We start from the raw sequence: 26,478 nt of genomic DNA, 5'->3' as shown, positions 1-26,478 counted from the left end.
TTAATGTGATTCAGCCGTTCTAGGTCTAGAAAATCCACAACCATGATGTTTTTGCTTTTTAAAAGGTTCAGCGTTATTATCTTTTTTAGTATGCTAGTTATACAGTGTACAAAGAAGGAGATTACTACTTATAATGCACATTTTTTTGCAGCTACTGCAAGTACGGAGAACCTTATTCTATTTATTGACGATCAGGAAGAAGGGCAATTATTCAAAACTCAAGGAGACATAAGCTGTTCCTCTGAAGCCTCCATTCTCGATCAACTAATAACACTGCAATTATCTTATGGAAACTACAAGATAGAAGTAAAAGATGAAAATGATGACGTCAAAGCTGTAGGCAACCTAGGTATCAGTTCCAATGGTCTTTCCATAATAGGAGAGGGCGGTGGCATGGCAGCTGAGGCAGAAGATGACTGTTTGTTCATTAAAATATCATTCTAGATTCTTAGATCGAATCAGAATTATTAAACAACGGTACATTTACTATTCTACGACTAATCTTTCATTCTTGAAATTGTTTTCAGAAACTACATTGACAATATAAACACCTTTAGAAAAATTAGAAGTATTGATGTCGAAGTATTGAAGCGCACTTTTAGACTCTATTCGCTGGATTACTTTTCCGTCAAAACCTATAATTTTAATTACAGTGTTGTTTAAAGGTTGAGTGAATGAAATACGCGTATTTCCTTTTGATGGATTTGGAGAAATACTGATTTTTAAATTTTCAAATTCTTCGAGTGAACTGGTTAGGTCAGAACCATCACAGTCTTCATCTATATTATTATTTGGAATTTCAGTTGCATCTGGATTGATTGCTGCATTATTATCATCGCAATCTACATCAGAGTTGAAACCATCTTCATCGTTATCAATGACAGTAATTTCACCATCACAGTTTTCGTCAATATCGTTATTCGGAATCTCAGCTGCGTCAGGATTGATTGATGGATCATTATCATCACAGTCTACATCAGAGTTGAAACCATCATCATCATTATCTACTACAGTTAATTCACCGTCGCAGTTTTCGTCAATATCGTTATTCGGAATCTCAGTTGCATCAGGATTGATTGCTGGATCATTATCATCACAGTCTACATCCGAATTGAAACCATCTTGATCATTGTCAATGACAGTCACTTCACCGTCGCAGTTTTCGTCGATATCATTATTTGGAATCTCAGTTGCATCAGGATTGATTGCTGGATCATTATCATCACAGTCTACATCCGAATTGAAACCATCTTGATCATTGTCAATGACAGTAATTTCACCGTCGCAGTTTTCGTCAATATCATTATTCGGAATCTCAGTTGCATCAGGATTGATTGACGGATCATTATCATCACAGTCTACATCAGAATTGAAACCATCTTGATCATTGTCAATGACAGTAATTTCACCGTCACAGTTTTCGTCAATATCGTTATTCGGAATTTCAGTTGCGTCAGGATTGATCGCTGGATCATTATCATCACAATCTACATCTGCATTGAAGCCGTCTTCATCTGCATCAACAGGTTCAGTAACTTCAGTCATGTAAATGTGGCCAACCGTATTGTTGTAATTTTGAAACACCCAAGCTTCACCCTTACTAGTAATGAAAACTTTGTGCACAGGAGAAGCACTTCCAACTAATGCTTCTGATTTATATTTCTTAGTAGCTTCTGAGTTGTATTTTGTTACTCCAGGATTATCACCTTGAACACCTACCCAGAAATTATTCTCTTGGTCTATAGTTATGGCCGTTGCTTTTACACCCATTGGGAACACACCTGTTATTTGATTGTAATTATATGTACCATTTTCAAAATAACTTAAGACACCCGTATTTTCAGCAGTCCATAATTTGCCGTCAGGAGCCATTTCTATCAATACTGGATTAAATGACTCGGTTCGAGGTGTCCAGCCTGAATTAGGTGAAACTTGGAAAAGATCCATTGATTTTAGAATCCATAGATCGTCATTATTGTCAATTTCAAAACCTGGTAATGCGAAGAAAGTAGGACTACCCGTATTGTTTGATTCTGTAACAGCTCCGTCTATTAAATTAAATACACCATCAGTGTTAACAAACTTTATATTACCATCTGAAGTAAATGCAATTTTAATAGCAGTATTTTCTACTACTTGTTCCCACGATCCATTGACATGTTTGTAGATTCCTTCTGTATCGGCAGCAGCCCATAAAGTGCCGTCTTGATCTACTTTGATGTCTCTTAAGCAGGTATTACATGGAAAAGTTTCACTTGACCACTCCTCACCATCGTATCTCATTAAAGCGGATTCCAGGCCATTTCCGATGAAACTATGCATTACCCATACATCCCCATTTGCTGTTTCTGCACCTTCTATGTCAAAAGGTGAATTGAGAATTCCGTTGAGATCAACTTGTTCAATTTTCTCTTCTTGAGCATAGGCTAGTACAGCTAATGCTAAACATAATAAAATGAGTATCTGCTTCTTCATATATAAAGAGAAACAAAACCGTTATGACATCCCTATTAATATATGATAAACTTTAATTATTCTTGACTATCGGGGCAAGTTATTTGCGTATAAATAGGGACTCCTTCATCACTGACTGTCATGCGCCAACATGAGCCATTAGGCGATTTCATAATCACTCCTTTATTGATGTCACTTATGAATACATCACCATCAGTAACTTGTAACTTTGCTTTAGGATTACTCGTACCAATTCCCACTTCACCTTGTTGATCTATTTCCAGTAATGGTTCACTATTTTGAGTTCTCACATGAAAAAGATTGGCTCTTAATTCACCATCACAATTCTCATCAATTTCGTTGTCCGGTATTTCTTGAGCATCAGGATTGATTAGGGGATTATTGTCATCACAATCCACGTCAGAATTAAAACCATCTCCATCTTCGTCAATGATAAGAATGATGTCATCACAATTTTCATCGACATCATTGTTAGGAATTTCTGTCGCATCAGGATTAATTAATGGATTGGTGTCATCGCAATCTACATCAGAATTAAATCCATCTTCATCCTCATCAATAATAAGAATAATATCATCGCAATTCTCATCATAATTATTATTTGGAATTTCTTGTGCTGCTGGATTAATCAATGGATTGTTATCATCGCAATCTACATCAGAGTTGAAACCATCTTCGTCTTCGTCAATGATAAGAATGATGTCGTCACAATTTTCATCGACATCATTGTTAGGAATTTCCGTTGCATCAGGATTGATCGCTGGATCATTGTCGTCACAATCAACATCAGAGTTGAAACCATCTCCGTCTTCGTCAATGATAAAAATGATTTCGTCACAATTTTCATCGACATCATTGTTAGGAATTTCCGTTGCATCAGGATTAATCGCTGGATCACTGTCGTCACAATCTACATCAGAGTGGAAACCATCTTCGTCTTCGTCAATGATAAGAATGATCTCGTCACAATTTTCATCGACATCATTGTTAGGAATTTCCGTTGCATCAGGATTGATCGCTGGATCATTGTCGTCACAATCTACATCAGAGTTGAAACCATCTCCGTCTTCATCAATGATAAGAATGATGTCGTCACAATTTTCATCTATATCATTGTTGGGGATTTCTGTTGCATCAGGATTAATCGCTGGATCACTGTCGTCACAATCTACATCAGAATTAAAACCATCTCCGTCTTCATCTACAGCTATTGTGTAAGCATGACCTGCGATGTTATTATAGTTTTGAAAAGACCATATATCACCTACTGAATTTACAAAGATATTAGTTGGAGGATTACTATTCCCAAATAATTCTATTGCGTTATATATTTTTTGTTCCGCTGGATTATACTTATGAATTCCAGGTTGGCTACCTTGGACACCTACCCAAAATGTATTATTTAAATCAATAAAGATTGTTGATGGAGCAATACCGGATGGGAAAACATTTTGAATTTGATTATAATTATAGGTGCCATTTAAAAAGTAGCTAAAAGCACCAGTGTTTTCTGCAAACCATAATTTATTGTCGGGCGCTAATTCGATCATTTCAGGATCGTAGGCTTCTGTTCTCCTGACCCAACCAGTTTGGTCAGTGTATTGATATAGCTCCCCAGATTTTAAAATCCATATATTATCACTTTGGTCAATTTCAAAGCCTTTCAAAGCAAAATAATTAGGTTTACCTGTATGGTTTCCAGCAATAACATTCATGCCATCATAACTGAAAATTCCAATATCATTCACGAATTTCATGATTCCATTGGTAGTAAATCCCAATTTGATTGCGCTATCCGTTATGACTTGTTGCCAAGTTCCACTTTCTAATTTGTAAATACCGTTGTCATTTGCAGCAGCATAGAGCATTCCTGAAGTGTCAATTGCTAAATCACGAAGGCAGTCATTGCAAGGAAAACTAGATGCTATCCAATTTTCACCATCATATTTCATCAGATCAGTGAGAAGGCCACCGTCTACATAACTGTGAATCGCCCAAATGGTGCTGTCACCATCTTCTTGGATGTCGATATCGAAAGGATAATTGACAATTCCAGTTAAATCAACTTGTTCAATTATTTCTTGTTGCCCGAATATTCCTGAGCCGAATGCCAGAAATGTAATAAATACTACAAACTTTTTCATACGGATAAAGGACTCGACAAATCCGCTTGCCCCCTACGTCCTCTTAATCAATACCTTAGTGAATTTGCTAGATGGCGTCTCACTAATCTTGTCGTAAGCGTTGATATGAATAAGGGAATTTGCTTCAGGAAAATAAGTGGCAATATTTTTTTTAGGGATATCATATGGAATGACTTTAAATTGTAAAGCGGACCTTTCTTCCTCATTGAAATAGCTATATAAATTGACTTCATCAAACTGTTTCAATCCCAAGTTTTTCATATCCTCTTCATTCATAAACACAATTCTTCTCATTCCTTTTATACCTCGATATCTATCGTCCTCACCATAAATAGTAGTATTAAATTGATCATGACTTCTTATTGTCATCATCGCAAATTCATTTTCCTTTAGAAGACAAGCGGGTAGGGGATTAACGGTAAAGTGCGCCTTCCCATTATCTGTTGCGAATTCTTGCTCTCTAGCAGTATTAGGCAAGTAGAAACCAGCTGGTTGTCTCACTTTTTTATTGTAATTATCGAAACCTGGTATAATAGCTTCTATTTCATCTCTTATTAAATCATAGTTAGAAGCAAATTTTAACCAAGGAATGCTCGCATCAGTGAATAAAATATCTGCAAGCTCGCAAATGATAGAAACTTCACTCTTAATGATCTTGTTAAATGGTGGAAGAACCCCTTCACTTTTATGAACGATACCCATTGAATTTTCTACGGACACAAACTGGCCATCATCTATTTCCGTTCTTCCTCGACATGGAAGAATGATAGACTCATGATCGCTAACGAGATGTGTTCGGTTAAGTTTTGTGGAAACATTGACAATTAAATCCGCTTTTCTCATTGCTTCAGCAGTGTATTCGGTATCAGGAGATGCATTAAGCAGATTCCCGCCCATACAGAATAAGACAGCAGCTTTTTCTTCATATAATGTCTTAATAGCATCTACAACGCCTACACCATGATCTGCAGGTGGTTTGAAATGGTACCTCTCTTCTAATTTATTAAGGAAGTCGTTCCCTGGTTTATGCCATATGCCCATAGTCCTATCGCCTTGCACATTACTGTGTCCTCGTACAGGACATGTTCCTGCTCCCGGCTTACCTATGGCGCCTTTCATAAGCAATAGATTCACAACTTCTTGGATATTATATGCTCCATTCAGGTGTTGTGTTAGTCCCATTGCCCAACAAATAATAATTTTTTCATTGGTTGCAAATAGCTTAGCTACTTTTTCTAATTTTTCAAGAGATATCCCACACGCTTTACTGCACTCATTGATATCTATCTCTTCCAGACTCGTCTTAAGTGCTTCCCAGCCGTCTGTTTTATCATTTATGAAGTTGTAATCTAGAATTTTATGCTTATTCTTTTCATCGTATCCAATGAGTAATTTCATGATGGCTTTAAGGAAATAGATATCACTATTGATATTAACTTGACAATAGATGTCTGTGATTTTTGTTCCTCCTAATAATACTTTACTTACTTTTTGTGGATGTTTGAAGGAGACGAGACCCGCTTCTTTTAATGGATTTACAGAAATTATTTTTCCTCCATTTTGCTTACACTTTTCTAAGGCAGAGAGCATTCTAGGATGATTTGTACCTGGGTTCTGGCCCATAATCATGATCAATTCCGCTTGATGAATGTCAAGTAATGTAACAGATCCTTTTCCGATTCCTAACGTTTTTCCTAATCCAACGCCACTGGATTCATGGCACATATTAGAGCAGTCTGGTAGATTGTTCGTCCCATATTTTCTAACGAATAATTGGTATAAATATGCTGCTTCATTACTCGTTCTTCCAGAAGTATAAAAGATTGCTTTATCTGGATGATCTAATCCTTTAAGTTTATTCGAGATGTGAAGGAGTGCTGCTTTCCAGTCTATAGGTTTAAATGTATCTTCTCCATTCGCTTTAAAGTATGGCTGATTGATTCTACCTAGCTTTCCGAGTTCGAAATCTGATTTCTTCCTTAATTCGCTTATGGAATTTTCTTTGAAAAAGGATTCGGATAAACTTTTCTTTGTTGCCTCCTCAGCAATCGCTTTTACTCCATTTTCGCAATATTCGCCTAAAGATGAGCGATCATCGTCTGGGTCAGGCCATGCGCACCCAGGACAGTCAAAACCTCCTTTTTGATTCAATTTTCTCATTGTAGTAACAGCATCTCCAGGCTTCATATACTTTGCAATCTGAGAAATCGAAGAATTCAGCGCTGGTATTCCTGCAGCAAAATCTTTAGGTTTAGTAAGCTTTCCAATTTTTTCTTCAATGGGAATAGTCGGTTTATTTTCTTTCATTTTCGATTCGATATGGGTGAGTATATACATTAAAACTTTCAGATCTTGCAAAACCAATTAATGTAATTCCAGCATTATCTGCTAGTTCGATAGCTTTACTTGTGGGAGCTCCTCTACTTACTATAATAGGTATTCCAGCTAACCATGTTTTTTGGCACATTTCAAAACTACATCTACCACTAAGAATGGCAATATAATTTTTTAAAGGAAGTAAATTACCTGAAATGCACTTTCCGATCACTTTATCTAAAGCATTATGCCTACCGACATCTTCTGCAACAAAAATCTTATTTTCCTTTTCTGACCATAGCGCAACTTTGTGATTTCCTCCGGTTAACGAAAAGTAATCATCAGATTCGGTGAGTTTGATATGTGATTGATGGATAGTGTTAGAAGAGAATCGGATGGCTTTATCAAATACGGGAAAGATTGAATGGAAGTTTACTTCTTCCCAGGATTGAGAATTACAAATTCCACAACTAGAAAAACTAGAATGTATTTTAGCTTCTGGAATATTGGTATGAATTAAGTAAATGATCAGTTGATGATCATTGATGACCTTATAGGACTCGACATCACTTGCCTTAGCAATGATTCCTAAACTATACAACAACCCAAGTGACAAGTTCATATCGTCTCCCGGAGTCCGCATAGTGACTAAGTAAGGAGATATCTTTTGATTTATAAATATCTCTAGCGGCTCTTCGACGATAATATTGTCAAAAAGTGATGTAAACTTCTGCTCTGAAAATCTTTGAATTTCTTTTTTTATTACTGATTCCAAAATCTGCTTTTAATGAAATCAAGTTAGCAAAAAAGAAGTAAGACTTTTAGTTATAAATGAAATTGTTATTGTCTAAAGTAGATTCATTGGCAATTTTAATAGCCTTTACTTTAGGTGTAACTGTATTCTTTTTCAGTGTAATATGCATATTGTTACTTGCATTATTACCTTTAGAGGAATGATAGATCGTGTTATCAGAGTTTAACCATTTTTCGAATTCGTTAAATGGTAAAAAGATAATAAGTTCGTTGCTATCATACATTGTACACAACTTATCACTTCCCTCCATTCGGAGGCTGATTAGAAGAGATTCGTCGTCTAAAATGGAAAATTTAAATTTATCCTTTATAAGGTACTTCTGGGAAAGATTAACAAGGTCCTTCTCGTCAAGCTCTATAAAGAGCTCGTTCTTAGCTATCTGAATTCTCATGCGATTAAGTTGGTATTTACAAAACGAAAGTAAGACAAATTTTTCTATAAAACCTTAATTAGTGTTCAAGATTTTTCACATGATAATTTTATCTAAAGTTTAAATTACGACATATTAAAATTAAGTGTAAGGCATGTATAAATGGGAGAATAAACATATATAAAATAAAAGTACTTTACTATCTGTTGATTTTCAATTCAGCGTAAAATTTATTTTTTAATATCTATCAATAAATTAGAATTTTGGTCAATTTTAGTGACCACACAATAAATTTCGAATTACTGAAAAAAAAATATGTTTTACTTTGAATCTTTTTTCCAATCGGTGTATCCTCCCTTTAAATTATGCACATTTTTGAAGCCGTTTTCGATCATGATTTCAGCTGCTTTAGCACTTCGGGTTCCAGCTTTGCAGTATAGGTAGTAATTCTTATCTGGATCTAAGGCCTTAATCTTAGAAGCGAATTCCTTGTCGTAATAATCTAGCTCTACAGCATTTTCAATCTTTCCGCCTGCAATTTCTTGTGGAGTACGAACATCTATTACTACACTATTTTCACCTTTCAGGCCCTGATTAAAAGTAGCAACATCTATGTTGTTATAAGTAGCGGAAGCTGTTGATGATGTTGGATCACTTTTAGAGTTAGAATTTGTATTACAACCTATTAAAAAAAGTGAGATAATGATAAAATAATATTTCATTGTTATTGAGTATTTGTACAACATTTAATCTTCCAATGTTAATTTAATGTAAACTAAATGTAAATTTAATATGAATTAAACGCTGGTTTTATGTAAATTTAGTGCTAATAATCATGTCTTTTAGAGCAGGCATTGTACATTATAATGAGAATAATCAATTACATCTGGTCTTTTTTATTCCTAATCTGCATAAATAATGCGGTCTTAGCCATTGATGCAAGTTATACAATTACACCAAATCTTTCTGCAAGCCAATCAACAATTAGAGTTCAGTTAGAAGTAAAAACCAATGAAGACGGTGTAGCAAGTCTTGTTTATTTTGATGAAGCATGGGGAGAACAGAATCTTTTTAATTGCTTACAATCATTAGAAGTTCTTAATTCGAAAGCTGATATTAAAATTGACCCAGAAACGAATAGCATTATTATTAAGTCTCTTCCTAGGCATTTACTGTTAATAGAATATGTTTTAAAACAAGATTTCGACGGAGAGGCTAATATATCTGATTATTATCGGCCTATTATTAATAAAGAATACTTTCATTTATTTGGGCATCGTCTTTTTTTAATCCCTGACAAGATTTTTAAGTCTAAAAATAAAAATACCATTGAGATTAATTGGGAAGAAGTACCATATCTAGTTCAGCACAATTTTGGAACAGAAAGCGAAGGTGTTTATTATTTAACGCGAGACGAATTATTAGAATCTGTAGTCGTGGGTGGTGACTTTAGAAGGCATAGTGTAAACTTTAATGGAATCAATTTACACTTACTTACGCGAGGAAGCTGGAAAAGTTTTGATGATGAAGAATTACTCCAGAAATTAGAGCGTATTGTTCATGTTCAGAGAGATTTTTGGAATGACTACTCTGATGATATATATACAGTAACCTTACTTCCATTTGATCAAAATGGAGGAAATTATCTTGGAGGGACTGGATTAGCTAATGGGTTTGCTTCCTATTGTACGAATAGCAAAAAATCCAAATTAGAGAACCTTTCTAGTTTGTATTATCATGAATTAATGCATCACTGGATAGGTGGAAAGATCAGAAATAGTTCACCTGGAGAGGAACTGTGGTTTTCAGAAGGCTTTACGGAGTATTTTTCTATGAAATTGATACTTCAGCAAAATGAAATGACCCAGAAAGAATTTGACCAAGAAATTCAAAGAACTTATGAAAAGCTTGAGGAATCACCATATGGTAAACTGCGCAACAATGAATTAAGTCTGACAACGAATAACAGCCAAATAGAAGAAATACCATATCAAAGAGGTCTTTTGTACGCTCATTATTTAGATGAAAAGCTGCAAGCACAATCTGATGGGAAGACTTCATTAAAGGATGTGATGCTACAAATTCTGTCAGATACGGAAAACAAACTATTTACCAATCAATATTTTGAGAAAATACTCCTTGATTTTTTCGACCAAGAAGAGCAGTCCATCTTCAATAACTATATCTTAAAAGGTGAATTAGTTCTAAATTATGATTTTGCCAATTAGCAGATTTTGGAATATTGTATTGCCTTGAATTACTTTTACATCCTAAATAAAATGTTTTGAACTAAATAATATTTTATTATTTGTCACATTTTCAATTAACTTAAGGTTTTATTTTAAAGAAACACAATTTAAATAATGTCGGAAAAGTATATTATTTCTCTTGATCAAGGGACAACATCCTCACGCGCAATTTTATTTAACCACGATGGACTTATTGTTTCAGTGGAGCAAGAAGAATTTACTCAGCATTTTCCGAAGCCAGGATGGGTAGAACATGATGCTAATGAAATCTGGAATACTCAAAAGAAAGTGCTAGATGACTTGATTGCTAATAATAATATATCGCCCTCTGATGTTGCGGCAATAGGAATTACAAACCAGCGAGAGACAACAGTGGTCTGGAATAAAAATACAGGAGAGCCTATTCACAATGCAATTGTCTGGCAAGATAGAAGAACATCGAAATTATGTGATGAACTACGAGCTAAAGGTCATTCCGACATGGTATCAGAAAAAACGGGGCTAGTTATCGATGCATATTTCTCAGGTACGAAGATAAACTGGTTATTAGATAATGTAGAAGGTGCTCGTGAACTTGCAGAGAAAGGTGATTTGCTATTTGGAACAATGGACACTTGGCTCGTCTGGAAATTAACACAAGGAAAAGTTCACATAACAGATGTGACGAATGCGAGTAGAACGATGCTGTTCAATATAAATACCTTAGAATGGGATGATGAATTATTAAAAATGCTCAATGTTCCCAGAACGATGTTAGGGGAAGTAAAGGAAAGTAGTGAAGTATACGGTGAGACAGCTGACGGAATTTCTATAGCAGGAATTGCTGGAGACCAACAAGCTGCATTATTTGGGCAAATGTGTATAGATCCGGGAATGGCGAAAAATACCTATGGAACAGGGTGCTTCTTAGTACTTAATACAGGAGATGAAATCATACATTCTAAGAATAATTTACTCAGCACGATCGCTTGGAAAATTGATGGCAAAGTAACTTATGCTTTAGAGGGGTCCGTTTTTGTAGCAGGAGCTGTGATCCAATGGTTGAGAGATGGCTTACAGCTGCTTCAGTCAGCAGATAAAAGTGAAGAGATGGCTGCTTCTGTAGAAGATAACGGAGGCGTGTATTTTGTTCCTGCATTAACAGGATTAGGAGCGCCTTATTGGGATCAGTACGCAAGAGGAACAATAGTGGGAATTACACGAGGTACAACTAAAGAACATTTCGTGAGAGCTGCTTTAGAAAGTATTGCTTTTCAAGTAGCTGATGTCGTAAGTGCAATGGAAGCTGATACAGGAGTGAAATTAGAAACGTTAAAAGTCGATGGTGGTGCAGTTGCAAATAATATCTTGCTTCAAGGTCAAGCGGATTTCTTAGGCTGTGAAGTAGTAAGACCTATGGTCCTAGAAACAACTGCTCTTGGTGCTGCATATCTTGCAGGATTAGCAGTGGGTTACTGGGAAAGTTTAGAAGAAATTCAGAAACAATGGAAGGAAGATAAAACCTTCAGGCCGAAAAAAGATCCTGGAATTGTTAAAGAAGAGAAGAGGCAATGGAAACGAGCAGTCGAAAGAAGTAGAGGTTGGATAGAAATATGATTGTTTCAATGCACAGGAATTTCTGTGCTTCTACTCACTTATATTAAAATATATATCACTTAAAAGTTAGAATGTAAAATAGAATTTATGAGCCCTTTTGTTGCAGAAATTATAGGTACAATGCTGTTAATACTTCTTGGTAACGGTGTAGTTGCTAATGCATTATTGAGTAAAACCAAAGGTGGTGATGCAGGAATAGTGGGAATAGCAATTGCTTGGGGACTAGCGGTTTATGTAGGCGTTCTTGTTGCTGGACCTTACAGTGGCGCTCATCTTAATCCAGCGGTAAGTGTTGGTCTGGCAGTGACGGGACAGTTTGAATGGGGATTAGTTCCTATTTATATCGCTGGTCAATGTATCGGGGCTGCATTAGGAAGTATTCTTGTGGTTCTATCTTATTATGATCATTACAAGCAAACGGATAATCTAGATTTTAAGTTAGCTTCATTTGCGACGACACCTGCCATTCCTAATGTCATTCCGAATATTTTAACAGAAGCGATAGGAACATTTGTGCTATTGTTTTCAGTATTATATATCGCTGGTCCGGAATTGACTCTAGAAGGTATGGAAGATACAACCATAGGATTAGGATCACTTGGCGCCTTGCCAGTTGCCTTGATCGTTGTGGTTATTGGTTTCTCTTTAGGTGGACCTACAGGATATGCTATTAACCCTGCGAGGGATTTAATACCTAGGATTATGCATGGTATTCTACCGATAGGAGAACGCAGAGATAGCGCATGGTCGTATGCTTGGATTCCTGTGGTAGCGCCTTTAATAGGTGCAGTTTGCGCAGCAGGTTTATACCTTGCCTTGCAGTAATTTCTCATAATTGGTTTGTAGTTCATTTCCTAAATTCATTGAATATCGAAAGGATTTCTTTTGAATAAGATTTTCATCATCACACGTATTAATTGAAATAATGGGTTCTCGTTTATATCTTTGATCCAAATTAAGTTTCAATGAGAATTTGTTTTGGTTTTCTTTTTATCATTTTGGTTCTGACATTCAATGCTTGTCAGGAAGCAGAAGATTTTGGGAATAACGAAAAAGTAGGATTTAACATTGACTTTGAAAAATTTACCCTAGATAACGGTCTTCAAGTCATTCTACATGTTGATCGATCAGATCCAGTTGTTGCTGTTGCACTCACTGCGCATGTAGGTTCTGCAAGAGAAAGTAAAGGAAAAACTGGCTTCGCACACCTCTTCGAACATCTTCTATTTCTGGAATCTGAAAATTTAGGTAAAGGTGGTCTTGATAAAATGAGTGCTAAGATAGGTGGATCAGGTGCGAATGGATCTACTAGTCGAGATAGAACTAATTATTTCCAGACAGTTCCAAAGGATGCACTAGAGAAAATGATTTGGGCGGAAGCAGATAAACTTGGTTATTTTATAAATACAGTGACTGAACCTGTTCTCGCAAAGGAAAAGCAAGTAGTTAAAAATGAAAAGCGGCAAGCAGTAGACAATCGTCCTTATGGTCATGTTTCTTATGTAATAGGTAAGCATCTATATCCTGAAAATCATCCATATAATTGGCAAGTTATAGGTTCACTGGAAGATCTTCAGAACGCAAACCTAGATGATGTTAAATCATTTTTTAATCGTTGGTATACACCTAATAATGTGACATTAACCATTGCTGGTGATATCGATGTAGCCCAGACTAAAGTATGGGTTCATAAATACTTCGATGAAATTAAGCGTGGTGAGGAAGTTGAAGATATTGCAAAGCAGCCAGTTGCTCTTGATCGTACGAAACATCTATATTATGAGGATAACTTTGCGAGACTACCTCAGTTAACTATGACTTTTCCCACAGTTTATCAATATCATCCGGATGCTTATCCTTTAGAAGTATTGGCCAGTTATTTATCAGAAGGCAAAACAGCTCCGCTCAATCAAATCTTAGTTGACCAATTGCAGTTAAGTTCTAATGTCTCCATGTATAATTACAATTCTGAATTAGCAGGGGAATTGCACCTACGTATTAGAGCTTTCGAGAAAACACCATTAGATCAGGTGATGAAAGGCATCGAAACCGCATTTAAAGATTTCGAAAAAACTGGAATTTCACAGGCGGACCTAGAGAGAATAAAAGCTGTAAAAGAAACCGCATTTTATACTGGATTATCTAGTGTATTAGGCAAAGGATTCCAACTTGCACAATATGAAATATTTGCTGGTGATCCAGGGTATATTAATGAGGATGTACAGAATATTTTAGCGGTTACGGCAATGGACGTTCAGCGTGTTTATAGAAAGTACATAAAGGATAAACCCTTTGTATCCACTAGTTTCGTTCCCAGAGGTGAAGTAGAATTAATTTTAACAGGAGCAGAGCAAGCCGATGTCATAGAAGAAGTCATTATAGATGGTGCAGAAGAGACTTTTAATTCCAATGCTCAAGCGGAATATCAGAAAACAGTTTCTTCTTTTGATCGAAGCATGGAGCCGACATATGGAGAGGCACCAGTTATGCAAGTCCCGAAAGTATGGAAGGAGCGATTTTCAACAGGTATGGAACTGTATGGTATAACGAATGATGAAGTTCCATTGGTCCAGTTAAAATTGACCATCAAAGGAGGACTTTTATTAGAAAAATCGAATGAAAAAGGGATTTCTAATTTGTTGGCTAAAATGCTGCTCAAGGGTACTGAAAAGAAATCTACAGCTGAACTGGAAATTGCTGCTCAAAAACTGGGTGCTAGTTTGAGGTCTTATTCTACAAATGAAGCTATCATATTCGAAGTAACAACGCTAGCTAGGAATTTTCAGAAGACAATGGACTTGATTGCAGAACTTATCTTGCATCCTCGATGGTGTGATACTGAGTTGTCGTTGCTCAAGCGTAGTATCATAAGTAGAATTCAACAAGAGTCTGTTAATCCAAACAGTATAGCTGCTAATGAATTCGAGAAATTAGTCTATGGAGAAGGTCATTTATTGGCACATAATATACTAGGAACTGAAGAGTCAATAAAAGGAATATATATGGAGGACTTGAAAGCTTTTTATGAAAAGAATATAGCTCCGAATATTTCTATCCTTCAGATCGTCGGAGATATTACTCGAAGAGAAGTCATAAGCTCTATGGATCAATTCGAAAACCATTGGTCACCTAAGGAGGTTGATTTTCCTGCAGTTGATGCACCTAAGGGGCCAGAGAAATCAGTAGTCTATTTTTATAATGTTCCCGATGCGAAACAAACTGCTTTAAAATTCGGTAACCTTGCCATTTCGGCTAAGAATGAAGATTTCTATCCTGTTCAAATCATGAATTTCAGACTTGGAGGTGGTGGTTTCGCTTCTGATCTTACGCAAGTATTACGTGAATCGAAGGGATATACTTATAATATACGCTCTGAGTTTGCTGGTACGGAGATTCCAGGGACTTTTTCTATATCAAGTAATGTAAGATCTAATGTAACTTATCACTCATCTCGATTGATTAAAAGGATCATGCGGAAGTATGGAAGACGATTTTCAGCGGAAGATCTTGAAATCACCAAGAGTTCAATGATAAAAAGTAATGCAAGAGCCTTTGAAACTTTGAATGCAAAGCTTAATATGTTGTCGAATATCAGTAATTATGGTTATTCAGATGATTACATCAATGAAAGAGAAGAAATTGTAAAGAATATAACAATAGATGACATCAAGGATCTCGCAGAAAAATATATCAATCCTGATAAAATGATTTATTTACTAGTTGGTGATGCTAAGACCCAAATGAATAAATTAGAAAAGCTTGGCTTTGGTAAGCCTATTCTTTTAAATGAAGTTATAAACTAAGACTTTATTATTTCTTAAAATGCAAATATTCAGATAAAATATTTCGTACATTGTGGTAAGCCTCAAATTAATATTTTGACTTTAAGTCAATTAATAAAAGATATTTAATATCTTTCGCCTTAAGATCATAATGTATGGAAAGAATAGGGATACTGTTTGCACTTTTTTTAATATCAATAATTCAACTGGTTGGGCAAGTTGAGGTTTCTGGAATTGTTGTTGATAAAATAACAAAGGAACCTTTAATAGGAGCGAATGTCGTAGTGGCAGGAACAACGAATGGAACCGTTACAGATTGGGATGGTTCATTCAGTTTCGCTGCAGAAGTTGATCTTCCTTTTACTGTTGAATCCTCTTACTTAGGATATGAACTTTCTACTTTACAAATGACTGAAGTAGGAGAGAAGTTGACATTCGAGCTTTCAGAAGCAAGTGTAATTGTAGAAGGTGTAGAAGTTAAAGGACAGAGAATTTCTGATAAACAGAAAGCTGCACCACTTACCGTAGAATCATTAGATATTATCGGAATAAAGCAAACTGCATCAGCTAACTTTTACGATGGTTTAGGTGCACTGAAAGATGTAGATCTTACAACAGCTAGTTTAGGATTTACGATAATTAATACAAGAGGATTTAATAGTACAAGTCCAGTTCGTTCATTGCAGATTATAGATGGTGTAGATAATCAATCTCCAGGGCTGAATTTCTCACTAGGGAATTTCCTCGGAGCATCAGAATTAGATATCAATAAAGTGGATCTAATCGTGGGAGCTAGTTCAGCGTTCTACGGACCTAATGCATTTAATGGTGTGATTAGCATGACCACTAAAGATCCATTTATTAATCGAGGACTTTCTGCGAAGGTTAAAGTAGGGGAGCGAAACATGCTTAATCCATCGTTTAGATTTGCAGACGCTATCAGGAATAAGAATGGAGATTATTCTTTCGCTTATAAGATCAATTTTTTCTATCTGAAAGCGAATGATTGGGAAGCGGACAACTATGAACCTGTATTTGACACAGATACGGGTAAAAACAATCCAGGACGATTTGATGCGGTCAATATCTACGGTGATGAATACCAATCCAATTACGATTTAAGAAAATCATTATCTAATCCAGGTCTTGGAATTTTTCACAGGACTGGATATAAAGAAACAGATCTTGTCGATTACAATACTGAAAACTTAAAAGCCAATGCGTCTCTACATTTTAGATTGAGACCGGAAATGGATTTTGAGTCACCAGAATTAGTTGTTGCATCTAACTACGGTGGAGGAACGACTGTATATCAAGGAGACAATCGATTTAGCTTAAAGAATATTCGTTTTTTTCAACATAAAGTTGAATTGAAAAAGCGAGATAAGTATTTTTTAAGAGCTTTCGTTACACATGAAGATTCTGGGGATTCATATGATCCATATTTTACAGCCTTAAAATTGCAAGAGCGAGCTGCGGAAAACGGAGAGTGGGGAAGCGCTTATATAAACTATTGGAATATTACAGCGAATCCACAAATTAAAGGATTAGAAGGATTTCCTAAAACATCAAGTTTTCCGGGAGATCCAGACGGATATCGGGCAGCTATAAATCAATTTTTATCAAACAATTCTACCTTATTGAATCAGTTGCATGCTTCAGCAGAAGAATCCGCGAATAAGGGAGTCACTTTTAATCAAACAAATGATTTTTTACTTCCAGGAACGGATCCTTTTAATTTAGCTTTTAACGATATTATTTCGAGAGTTGCGAATTCTGAAGGAGGAACCAAATTCTTCGATAAGTCAGCGCTTGGGCACGTACATGGAGAATATAAGTTTAATGATGTATATCAGAGCGCAGGAGTGTTGAATGGTATAGATTTATTAGTAGGAGGAAGTGGCAGGTATTATATTCCTAACTCACAAGGTTCTATTCTTTCCGATACGATGGGAAGGAATATTAACACCTATGAATATGGTATCTACGGAGGTTCTACCGTCTCATTTATGGAGAGTAAGTTGAAATTTAATTTTTCAGCAAGGCTAGATAAGCATCAGAATTTTAATTATTTGTTTTCACCAGCTGGCTCTTTAGTGTATAATCCTGGAAGGAACACTTACTTAAGGTTATCATATTCTGCTGCAGTGAGAAATCCAACATTAACGGATCAGTATCTTTATTATAATGTAGGTAGAGCAATTTTACTAGGTAACATAGGTGGGGTTGAAGATTTAATTAGAGTAGAGTCTTTCGGAGATTACCTGAATGCTCAAGATATCACTTTATTAGAGTATTTTGACGTGGATCCGATACAACCTGAGAAAGTTAGAACGATAGAGTCTGGATTCAGAACGACCTTATTTAATAAAGTTTATGTTGATGCAACCTATTACTATTCTAGATATAGAGATTTTATTGGCTACCAAATAGGGATAGACGCAACGTTTGATAATTTTATAAATAATCCCACGAGTGTTCAAGCATATCGGGTGAGTTCGAATGCAACAGATGTTGTCACGACACAGGGATTTTCTATTGGATTAAGTTATTATTTTGCTAAATACTTTCTCGTCACTGGAAATTATTCTTGGAATAAGTTAAATACGCAGACAGATGATCCAATAATTCCAGCATTTAATACGCCTGAACATAAATATAATTTAAGTTTGTCAGGTAGAGATATGATGATGAATTTAGGTAGTCTTAAAATGAAGAATTTCGGATTCAATTTTCAATACAAATGGATAGAAGGATTCATTTATGAAGGTTCTCCGCAGTTTACAGGATTTATTCCAACTTACGCACTTTTAGATGGACAAGTAAATTGGAATTGGAAAGCTAGAAATTTAACATTTAAGTTAGGTGCATCTAATTTATTAAATACAATGAATTTTCAGACTTATGGAGGCCCAAGAATAGGCCGTATGGCTTACTTCTCAGTACTTTATGATTGGAATAAAAAAACTTAAAAACAATTTAAATATTTTGAATATGAAACAGAATTACACTTTAATTATTTTTTTAGGCTTAATGTTGAGCGGGTTTTTCGCTCAGAGTCAAACCAGGTATATCGATGATGTCTTTACATCCTATACCACTAAGGATACGGTTTATTCTACGAATATTTCTATTCTAAGAGCTCCCCAGGGAATCATTGAACCCATTGATCTAGCGATGAAGATATATACACCTGAAGGAGATGATCACACAGATAGACCTATTATCTTAGTAGCGCACACAGGAAACTTTTTACCACAGTATATAAATGGTGGTATAGGAGGTGGAATGTCTGATTCAGTTGTTGTTAATACTTGTAAAAGATTAACTGCGAAAGGTTATGTTGCCGCTGCATTTACGTACAGACAAGGTTGGAATCCGATTGCACCTGATCAAGATACCAGAACAGGTACCTTATTACAAGCTGCGTATAGAGGAATTCAAGATGCTAGAACTGCTGTGAGATTCATCAGAAAGTCTGTAGCTGAAGAGGGAAATCCATATGGTGTAGATCCTGAAAAAATTGGAATCTGGGGTATTGGAACTGGAGGTTATGTATCTTTAGGAGCTGCTACTTTAGATGATTATGAAGAAGTGACATTAGATAAGTTTTTGAATTCAGAGACATTATTACCACTTGCTGACACGGTGCTTTTAGGGAATTTTTATGGAACAAATCAAACACAGCTTAATCTTCCTAATCACGTAGGATATAGCAGTGATTTTGCACTTTGTGTAAATGTAGGTGGTGCAATGGGCGATATCTCATGGTTAGATGGAAAGGAAAACGAGCCAGCGTTTATTGGATATCATGCAACAGGAGATGTATTTGCTCCATTCGCAGATGGTCCAGTTATCGTTCCTACAACAATGCAATTTGTTGTGAATGTATCAGGTACAAAAACAGTCATTGATAGTGCTAATGCGAAAGGAAATAATGATGTATTTGCATCGCTTCTTCCAGAATTTGATCCTCTGAAAGATCAAGTAGAGGCTCAAAAAGCTAAAACAATAAATTGGTCGGCTGAATATTCTACTGAAGCAGGAGCAGATAATATGTATGCATTCCAGACGCCTGTTCCAATTGGTTCTCCTTGGAACTGGTGGGATAAACCAACACTAGATGCTATAATCCCGCAAGTAAATTTTGTACTAGGGACGGATTATAGTTCAGATACTTTACACTTAAGTGGTTTATTAACAAATCCAAATATGAGTGCTGAATTAGGAAATACATACTTAGATACCATGTTTTTACATTTTGCTCCAAGAGCATGTTTAGCTTTAAATCTAGGTTGCCAAGTTTCTGGCGTTCAGGATTTAAAGCCACTTGAAATTGGATTAAAAGCATTCCCTAATCCAGTATTGACTGAAACAACATTACAAGTTAATGCTGACGAATCAATACAAAAAGTATATCTTTACAACACAGAAGGAAAATTAGTTCAGGCCGTTACGAATATTAATAGCAATATTTATAATTTGAAGCGAAATGATCTACCTTCAGGAAGTTACTTTGCTAGAATTTTTGTAGAAGAAGGAGCAGTGGTGAAGCAATTATTATTTGAATAAAGATTGAGACAATAGAATTTGGGGTTAAGCTGGGGAGCTTAGCCCCTTTTTTTTGTTCATTTTTAAATTTTGATACATAATAATTACTTTTTGCGTTAATGTAATAATTAACAACTAGTCATGAAAAACTTACTCATCTTCATCACTTTAGTCTTTTTATGTTCTTGTTCAAAAGACGAATTATCCGAGCAAATCATAGGAAGATGGAAATTTAAAGAGATTAAGGTAGATTCAACTTCCAATGTTTTAAGAGCTAGTGACCCTTATTTCATAACTTTCACAGATGAATATGGCATTTTTCATACTGATCATAATTCATGTGGGTTTACTTATAATGCTGGGAATGATGGTGCTTTTGAACATGATTTTCCAACATGTACATTAGTAGGCGGAAGAGAAACAGATTTTAGCGATGCACTTCCTAAAGCTTTTGGTAATAAGAAGATAGCATATTTCATTTCCGGAAAGAAACTCACAATTTTAGGGGATGGGTATATAGAATTAAGGAGGGCACCTGATGAGTAGTTGATGCATTCCAATCACCAAAACACTCTTATCACATTACAGGAAGTAGGCTGACATGAATAGGCAAAAGTTTCATAAAGCTTAAGAAAGCCCGCCATGAATAATCTATTTTGAAAAGAATTCTAGCACTTTCTCTTCATCCCAGCATGAGGATCCTTTTTGGTAAAATCCGACATGGCCACCATATTTACTATACTTTAAGTTCATAAGATCATTTTTAACTTCCTCTTTACTAGGATAGCAATCTATCCCTAAGAATGGATCATCCTTAGAATTAAGTAACATCGTAGGGATCTCGATTCTAGGCAAAAATTGTCGTGAACTACATTGCGCGTAGTAATCATCTGCATCTTTGAAACCATTCAATGGACCTGTATAATAGTCATCAAAATCATAGACCGTCTTTACTTTAGGGATATACTTTAAGTCAAACAGTTCCGGATATTGTTTATGCTTTTCTTTTACTTTCTGGTTCAAAGTTTTCAAAAAACGATTGGTGTATAATTTGTTTTCGAATTTCAACATTTGCATAGAAGAGGATTTTAAATCAACTGGAGCGGAGATGGCAACCGCCTGCTTTAATTTACTTGTTCTAGCAAATAACTTTTCACCTAAATATTTTAATATTAAGTTACCTCCCAGAGAAAATCCAACTAAGTATATTTCTTCATAATCAGATTCAATACTTTCGATGACACAATGAAGATCAGGAGTGTACCCACTGTGATACAATTGAGGTGTTCTATTAATCTCTCCTGAACAATATCGATAGTTCATAGCACATATGTCATAACCGTTTTCCGATAATAGGTGAGAAGTTCCTGAAATGTACTTGGAACCACTAGATCCTTCTAAGCCATGACATAAAATTACAACCTTCTTGGAATTCTGTGTGATAAGGTCTAAGTCAAGGAAGTCTTCATCGTAGGTAGAAATCCGTTTGCGTTCGAATTTGACTTCAGGCTCATTTCTGAATAAAGAGGTATAAATGGTGTTAATGTGCCCATTTCTTAATAATACACTAGGTCGATATTCTTGCAAATTACTTTTTCTTTTTCTTGCTCGATTTAGCAATAGGATTGTATTCTAATGCTTTGTCTATGAAATAACGGAGACCTTCTTCATTGTCTATTGCTTCAGGATTAACGTATAGAAAACCCTTCATAGGACGTCCAGTAAAGTTCATATCTCTAACACCTTCTTTTAGTTTTAGTTCTTTTTCTAATTCTGGATCGATGCGAATCATCAGTGTATCACCATTAATTCCGACACACATTTTATCATTGACCATAAAGCAAAGACCACCAAACATTTTTTTTGCTTGAAAGGTTATTTTTTTTTGTTCTAATTGAATACTTATACGGTCTCCTAAATGTTCATCATATGCCATAAATAAAAAATTTCCAGCTAAAATATGATTTTAACTGGAAACATTACCAATGAAAACTCCATAGATCTCTAGGCTACGGGTTTTACTTCTTATTCTAGAAATCCATTAAAAGGAATCCAGTTGTCTTATTACCTCTCTTACCTTTTCCATCTCTTTTTCCTTTGTGCTCTCTTTTCTGATCTTCACTCTTCATTTTCTTCTCTCCAGATTTTTCTTTATTTCTCATTTCTGATTTGTCTTTCATTAGAGCTTGAATTTCAGGTTTGTACTTTTCTGAAATTTCTTTCAGTTTTTCAAAATCAGCTTTATGCGCTTCTCTGAATGCCTCTCTATCTTCAGCTTCCATTTTTCCTTTCTCTCTGTCTCCTTTCAAAGCTTCCTTAATTCTAGTGATTTCAGCTTTATCTTCTGCCGAAATTTTACTGTCAAATTCAGCTCTCATTTTTTTCAGTTCAGCACGATCTTCCTTACCTCTCTCTCTTTTCATCTCACCATTTTTCCTTCCTTCTTTTCTGAGTTCTTTCATTTTTAATTTCTGCTCATCTGTTAAGACCTTATCCATAACCTCTTTTTGTTCTGTTCTCATCTTCCTGATCTCAGTTCTTTTTTCATCTTTTGATAAGTTCTCATCAGCTCTGATAACTTTCATTTTAGCTTGGGCCGCAGTTCTAGCTTTCTGTAATTCAAGGGATTGATCATCTGTCAGATTTAATTCACTATTAAGTTTGTTCAAATCTTTTTTATGTCCTTTCTGTGCAAATGAAAATGTTGCAATCATTAATGCGAACATGATCATTCCTGTCATTTTTAATTTTTTCATCTTTTTTTTATTTTAAATATTAACTTCTTACACACTTGGACCATTCCTCTTTCGATAGGTTTAATTCATATATTAATAAATGTGTTAAAAAAATCATAAGACTTCCTGTCATGATTATGGGACTACCTCCGCGTGAAATTTATATCTTTGGAAAATCAAAACAATCTTACATGAAAGCCACATTTACTATTGCTATTTTTTATTTTTTCTCAATCGCTCTTTTTGCTCAAGAAAAAGACAAGTGGGATGTTAACAATCCTCCAGGAGATTATACAACCGTAAATATCAATACCGATGAAGGGACTTGGATGAACTTAGATGTAAGTCCAGATGGTCAGTCTATAGTATTTGATATGCTCGGGGATATATTTATTATGCCGTTCTCAGGAGGAAACGCGAAAGTTTTACGTTCAGGTCTAGCGTGGGAAGTTCAGCCTAGATTCAGCCCTGATGGAAAGTCAATTTCATTTACAAGTGATGCAGGTGGAGGTGATAATATATGGGTTATGGATAAAGATGGTTCGAATGCTAAGCAAATCACGAAAGAATCGTTTCGCTTATTAAATAACGGCGTGTGGTCTGCTGATGGGGAATATCTTATCGGAAGAAAGCACTTTTCATCTACACGTTCCCTAGGTGCAGGTGAAATGTGGATGTATCATAAAACAGGTGGTTCAGGTATTCAATTGACAAAGAAAAAAAATGACCAGCAAGATGTAAATGAGCCCTCCACATCTAAAGATGGAAAATATCTTTATTTCAGTGAGGATATGTATCCTGGGGGTTACTTCCAATATAATAAAGATCCCAATGATCAGATTTTTGTCATCCGTAGATACGATTTTGAGAAAGGTGAGGTAGAAACAGTAGTGGGTGGCCCTGGTGGTGCATGTAGACCTGAAATTTCTAATTCAGGAAAGAAGATAGCTTATGTGAGAAGAGTTAGAACAGAATCTGTACTTTTTATACATGACTTAGAAACCGGACAAGATTTTCCACTTTTCAAGGGATTAACTAAAGATCAACAAGAAGCTTGGACCATTTTTGGTATTTATACAGGATTTGACTGGACGCCAGATGATAAGCATATTATCATTTGGGGGAAAGGAAAGATATGGAAGGTAGATGTAAATAATGGTGATGCTGTAGAAATTCCATTTGAAGTTGATATAGAGCACCGAATCATGAATACCGTGCAATTTGAAAATAGTGCTTTCGACGAAGAAATAGATGTTAAAGTGCTCAGAAATGTTACCAAGTCGCCAAATGGGAAGACAATCATTTTTAATGCTCTTGGACATTTATACAGTTATCCTTCTATGAGAAGACTTACGGATAACAAAGATTTCGAAGCAGAACCTTCTTTTTCTAAAGATGGTAAGAAGTTAGTTTATGTGACATGGGACGATGAAGACTTAGGAAATATCTATGTGATGGATCTACAGAATGGATCTAGAGTGAAAATCAATGAGGAAAAAGGAATTTATCGTCAACCATCCTTTTCTAATGATGGGACGAAAATCGTTTATGTGAAAGCCGCAGGAAATGGGCATCAAGGATTTTCTTTTACAAAGAAACCTGGACTGTATATCTATGACTTGACTACAAAAAAAGCTGAATACCTACAAGGTGAAGGAGAGAATCCAAAGTTCAGTGTAGATGATCAGCATATTTTCTACCAAACTGGTGGATTCGTTTTCGGTAGTATAAAGAAGGCATTTAAAAAATATAATCTAAAGTCTAAGAAAGTTGAACCCGTTTTCAATACAAGTTATACAACGATGTTCACACCAAGTCCGGATAATAAATGGGTTGCCTTCGTAGAATTGTTCAAGGTTTATATTGCACCTATGCCGAAATTGGGAAAAACGTTCGAATTAAGTGCTAAAACTAAAGCTATTCCAGTGGCACAAGTTGCAGTAGATGCTGGAATTAATTTGCATTGGGATGGGGATTCTAAATCTGTGAACTGGACATTGGGAAATGAATACTTCTCAGCTCCATTAACAGATCACTTTTTATTCTTAGAAAATGCCGTAGATTCTGTCCCGCCATTAGACACGACTGGAATGAAAATTTCATTGACAGTTAAAGCTGATAAACCAGAAGGAATGATTGCATTTACCAATGCAAGAATTATCACCATGGAAAATGATGAAGTAATAGAAAGTGGAACGGTCCTAATTAAAGAAAATAAGATCATAGGAGTAGGGGAGGTTGCCATTCCAGCGAACACAAAAGTGATAGATTTAGAAGGAAAAACCATTATGCCTGGCTTGATTGATGTACATGCGCATCTGGGTGCTTTTAGAGGCGGCTTAAGTCCACAAAAGCATTATCAATATTTTGCGAACCTAGCTTACGGTGTAACAACAACACATGATCCTTCTGTAAACACAGAAATTACATTTGCTCAATCTGAAATGGTGAAGTCGGGTGAAATGATCGGTCCTAGAATATTTTCAACTGGAACTATATTATATGGTGCAGATGGAGACTTTAAAGCAGAAATTAATAGTCTAGAAGATGCGAAATCTGCCTTAAGAAGAACGAAGGCTTATGGTGCTTTTTCAGTGAAATCTTATAATCAACCAAGAAGAGAGCAACGACAACAAATTATTCAGGCAGCTCGAGAATTAGATATCATGGTATTTCCGGAAGGTGGATCATTTTTCTACCATAATATGTCGATGGTTGCCGATGGCCATTCCAGTGTAGAACATAATATTCCAGTTGCACCATTACACAAGGATGTAATTCAATTTTGGGCTGCTTCGAAAACCTCTAATACACCTACACTTATTGTGAATTATGCTGGTTTAAACGGAGAATATTACTGGTACCAAAAAACGAATGTTTGGGAAAAAGAGCGGTTACTAACTTTCACACCTAGAGCCATAATTGATTCGAGATCTAGACATAGAACCATGGCGCCAGATGAGGAATATGAAAATGGGCACATTTTAACATCTCAGTCGTGTAAGATGCTGGCAGATGCAGGTGTGAAAATAAACCTAGGTGCACACGGACAATTGCAAGGACTCGGAGCGCACTGGGAATTATGGATGCTTGAACAAGGAGGAATGTCTAACTTGGAAGCACTAAAGGCAGCAACGATTAATGGAGCAGAATACCTAGGAATGGGAAAAATGCTAGGATCGGTAAAAGAAGGAAAATTGGCTGATTTAATTGTTATTGATGGTAATCCGCTCGAAAATATTCAGGATTCAGAGCATGTCTTATACACGATCATTAATGGTCGAGTTTATGATTCAGCAACTATGAATGAAGTCGGGAATTATGATAAGAAACGGTCTAAGTTTTACTGGGAGCTGGAAGGCTCAGGGAATGCTTATCCATTTAATACAATGACGCAAAGTTTTATGGAAAGTACTTGCTCATGCAGGCATTAAATATTAGAAAAT

18 protein-coding genes are annotated in these 26,478 nt (G+C 35.7%); 9 read left to right on the top strand and 9 right to left on the bottom strand.

Annotated elements, in window-relative coordinates; all coding sequences use genetic code 11:
• The first annotated feature begins 90 nt into the window (after positions 1 to 90).
• A complete protein-coding gene (locus L2586_RS21330; protein WP_235294987.1) occupies positions 91 to 444 on the top strand; it encodes a hypothetical protein in 354 nt (117 codons plus the stop codon).
• 42 nt (positions 445 to 486) lie between these two features.
• Here the strand turns inward: L2586_RS21330 and L2586_RS21325 are convergent, their stop codons facing one another.
• From L2586_RS21325 to L2586_RS21300, 6 genes are all read right to left on the bottom strand, one after another.
• Positions 487 to 2,475, bottom strand: a complete 1,989-nt coding sequence (locus L2586_RS21325) for a MopE-related protein (protein ID WP_235294986.1) — start codon at positions 2,473 to 2,475, stop codon at positions 487 to 489.
• Positions 2,476 to 2,531: 56 nt separating this feature from the next.
• On the bottom strand, positions 2,532 to 4,619 hold the full coding sequence (locus L2586_RS21320; protein ID WP_235294985.1) for a putative metal-binding motif-containing protein: 2,088 nt from the start codon (positions 4,617 to 4,619) through the stop codon (positions 2,532 to 2,534).
• Positions 4,620 to 4,652: 33 nt separating this feature from the next.
• Positions 4,653 to 6,926: an FdhF/YdeP family oxidoreductase gene (locus L2586_RS21315; protein ID WP_235294984.1), complete on the bottom strand. Its 2,274-nt coding sequence runs from the start codon at positions 6,924 to 6,926 to the stop codon at positions 4,653 to 4,655.
• Positions 6,913 to 7,710: a formate dehydrogenase accessory sulfurtransferase FdhD gene (gene fdhD / locus L2586_RS21310; protein WP_235294983.1), complete on the bottom strand. Its 798-nt coding sequence runs from the start codon at positions 7,708 to 7,710 to the stop codon at positions 6,913 to 6,915. The genes L2586_RS21315 and fdhD overlap by 14 nt, the downstream gene beginning before the upstream one ends.
• A gap of 46 nt (positions 7,711 to 7,756) precedes the next feature.
• Entirely contained in the window at positions 7,757 to 8,140 is a 384-nt protein-coding gene (locus L2586_RS21305) for a DUF7009 family protein (protein ID WP_235294982.1), read from the bottom strand.
• Between the two features lie 299 nt (positions 8,141 to 8,439).
• Positions 8,440 to 8,841, bottom strand: coding sequence for a rhodanese-like domain-containing protein (locus L2586_RS21300; RefSeq protein WP_235294981.1), 402 nt, complete (start codon positions 8,839 to 8,841; stop codon positions 8,440 to 8,442).
• A gap of 144 nt (positions 8,842 to 8,985) precedes the next feature.
• Between L2586_RS21300 and L2586_RS21295 the strand changes: the two genes are divergently transcribed.
• From L2586_RS21295 to L2586_RS21265, 7 genes are all read left to right on the top strand, one after another.
• A complete protein-coding gene (locus L2586_RS21295) occupies positions 8,986 to 10,347 on the top strand; it encodes a M1 family aminopeptidase (protein WP_235294980.1) in 1,362 nt (453 codons plus the stop codon).
• Between the two features lie 135 nt (positions 10,348 to 10,482).
• Positions 10,483 to 11,964: a glycerol kinase GlpK gene (gene glpK, locus L2586_RS21290; RefSeq protein ID WP_235294979.1), complete on the top strand. Its 1,482-nt coding sequence runs from the start codon at positions 10,483 to 10,485 to the stop codon at positions 11,962 to 11,964.
• A gap of 87 nt (positions 11,965 to 12,051) precedes the next feature.
• Positions 12,052 to 12,789, top strand: a complete 738-nt coding sequence (locus L2586_RS21285; RefSeq protein WP_235294978.1) for an MIP/aquaporin family protein — start codon at positions 12,052 to 12,054, stop codon at positions 12,787 to 12,789.
• A 140-nt stretch (positions 12,790 to 12,929) separates the two neighbouring features.
• On the top strand, positions 12,930 to 15,767 hold the full coding sequence (locus L2586_RS21280) for a M16 family metallopeptidase (RefSeq protein ID WP_235294977.1): 2,838 nt from the start codon (positions 12,930 to 12,932) through the stop codon (positions 15,765 to 15,767).
• Between the two features lie 134 nt (positions 15,768 to 15,901).
• Positions 15,902 to 18,718 (top strand): TonB-dependent receptor, encoded by a 2,817-nt coding sequence (locus L2586_RS21275; protein WP_235294976.1) that lies wholly within the window; start codon positions 15,902 to 15,904, stop codon positions 18,716 to 18,718.
• A gap of 22 nt (positions 18,719 to 18,740) precedes the next feature.
• A complete protein-coding gene (locus L2586_RS21270) occupies positions 18,741 to 20,318 on the top strand; it encodes a T9SS type A sorting domain-containing protein (protein WP_235294975.1) in 1,578 nt (525 codons plus the stop codon).
• A gap of 120 nt (positions 20,319 to 20,438) precedes the next feature.
• Entirely contained in the window at positions 20,439 to 20,843 is a 405-nt protein-coding gene (locus L2586_RS21265) for a hypothetical protein (RefSeq protein ID WP_235294974.1), read from the top strand.
• 105 nt (positions 20,844 to 20,948) lie between these two features.
• Here the strand turns inward: L2586_RS21265 and L2586_RS21260 are convergent, their stop codons facing one another.
• The 3 genes from L2586_RS21260 to L2586_RS21250 all read right to left on the bottom strand — a co-directional run bounded on the left by L2586_RS21260 (position 20,949) and on the right by L2586_RS21250 (position 23,053).
• On the bottom strand, positions 20,949 to 21,884 hold the full coding sequence (locus L2586_RS21260) for a YheT family hydrolase (protein ID WP_235294973.1): 936 nt from the start codon (positions 21,882 to 21,884) through the stop codon (positions 20,949 to 20,951).
• Between the two features lies 1 nt (position 21,885).
• Positions 21,886 to 22,233: a TfoX/Sxy family protein gene (locus L2586_RS21255; RefSeq protein WP_235294972.1), complete on the bottom strand. Its 348-nt coding sequence runs from the start codon at positions 22,231 to 22,233 to the stop codon at positions 21,886 to 21,888.
• Between the two features lie 94 nt (positions 22,234 to 22,327).
• The gene (locus tag L2586_RS21250) at positions 22,328 to 23,053 is read right to left on the bottom strand and encodes a hypothetical protein (RefSeq protein ID WP_235294971.1); all 726 of its coding nucleotides are present in this window, start codon (positions 23,051 to 23,053) and stop codon (positions 22,328 to 22,330) included.
• Positions 23,054 to 23,223: 170 nt separating this feature from the next.
• Here L2586_RS21250 and L2586_RS21245 point away from each other — a divergent pair, with 170 nt between their 5' ends.
• Positions 23,224 to 26,466 carry an amidohydrolase family protein gene (locus L2586_RS21245; protein ID WP_235294970.1) on the top strand — a complete coding sequence of 1,081 codons (3,243 nt, stop codon included), beginning with the start codon at positions 23,224 to 23,226 and terminating at the stop codon, positions 26,464 to 26,466.
• The last annotated feature ends 12 nt before the right edge of the window (positions 26,467 to 26,478 follow it).

This window comes from Portibacter lacus, assembly GCF_021533215.1.
In the GTDB taxonomy this organism is placed as follows: Bacteria; Bacteroidota; Bacteroidia; order Chitinophagales; family Saprospiraceae; genus Portibacter; species Portibacter lacus.
Note: the sequence above shows the minus strand (reverse complement) of the source record. Positions and strands in the feature narration are given on the sequence as shown.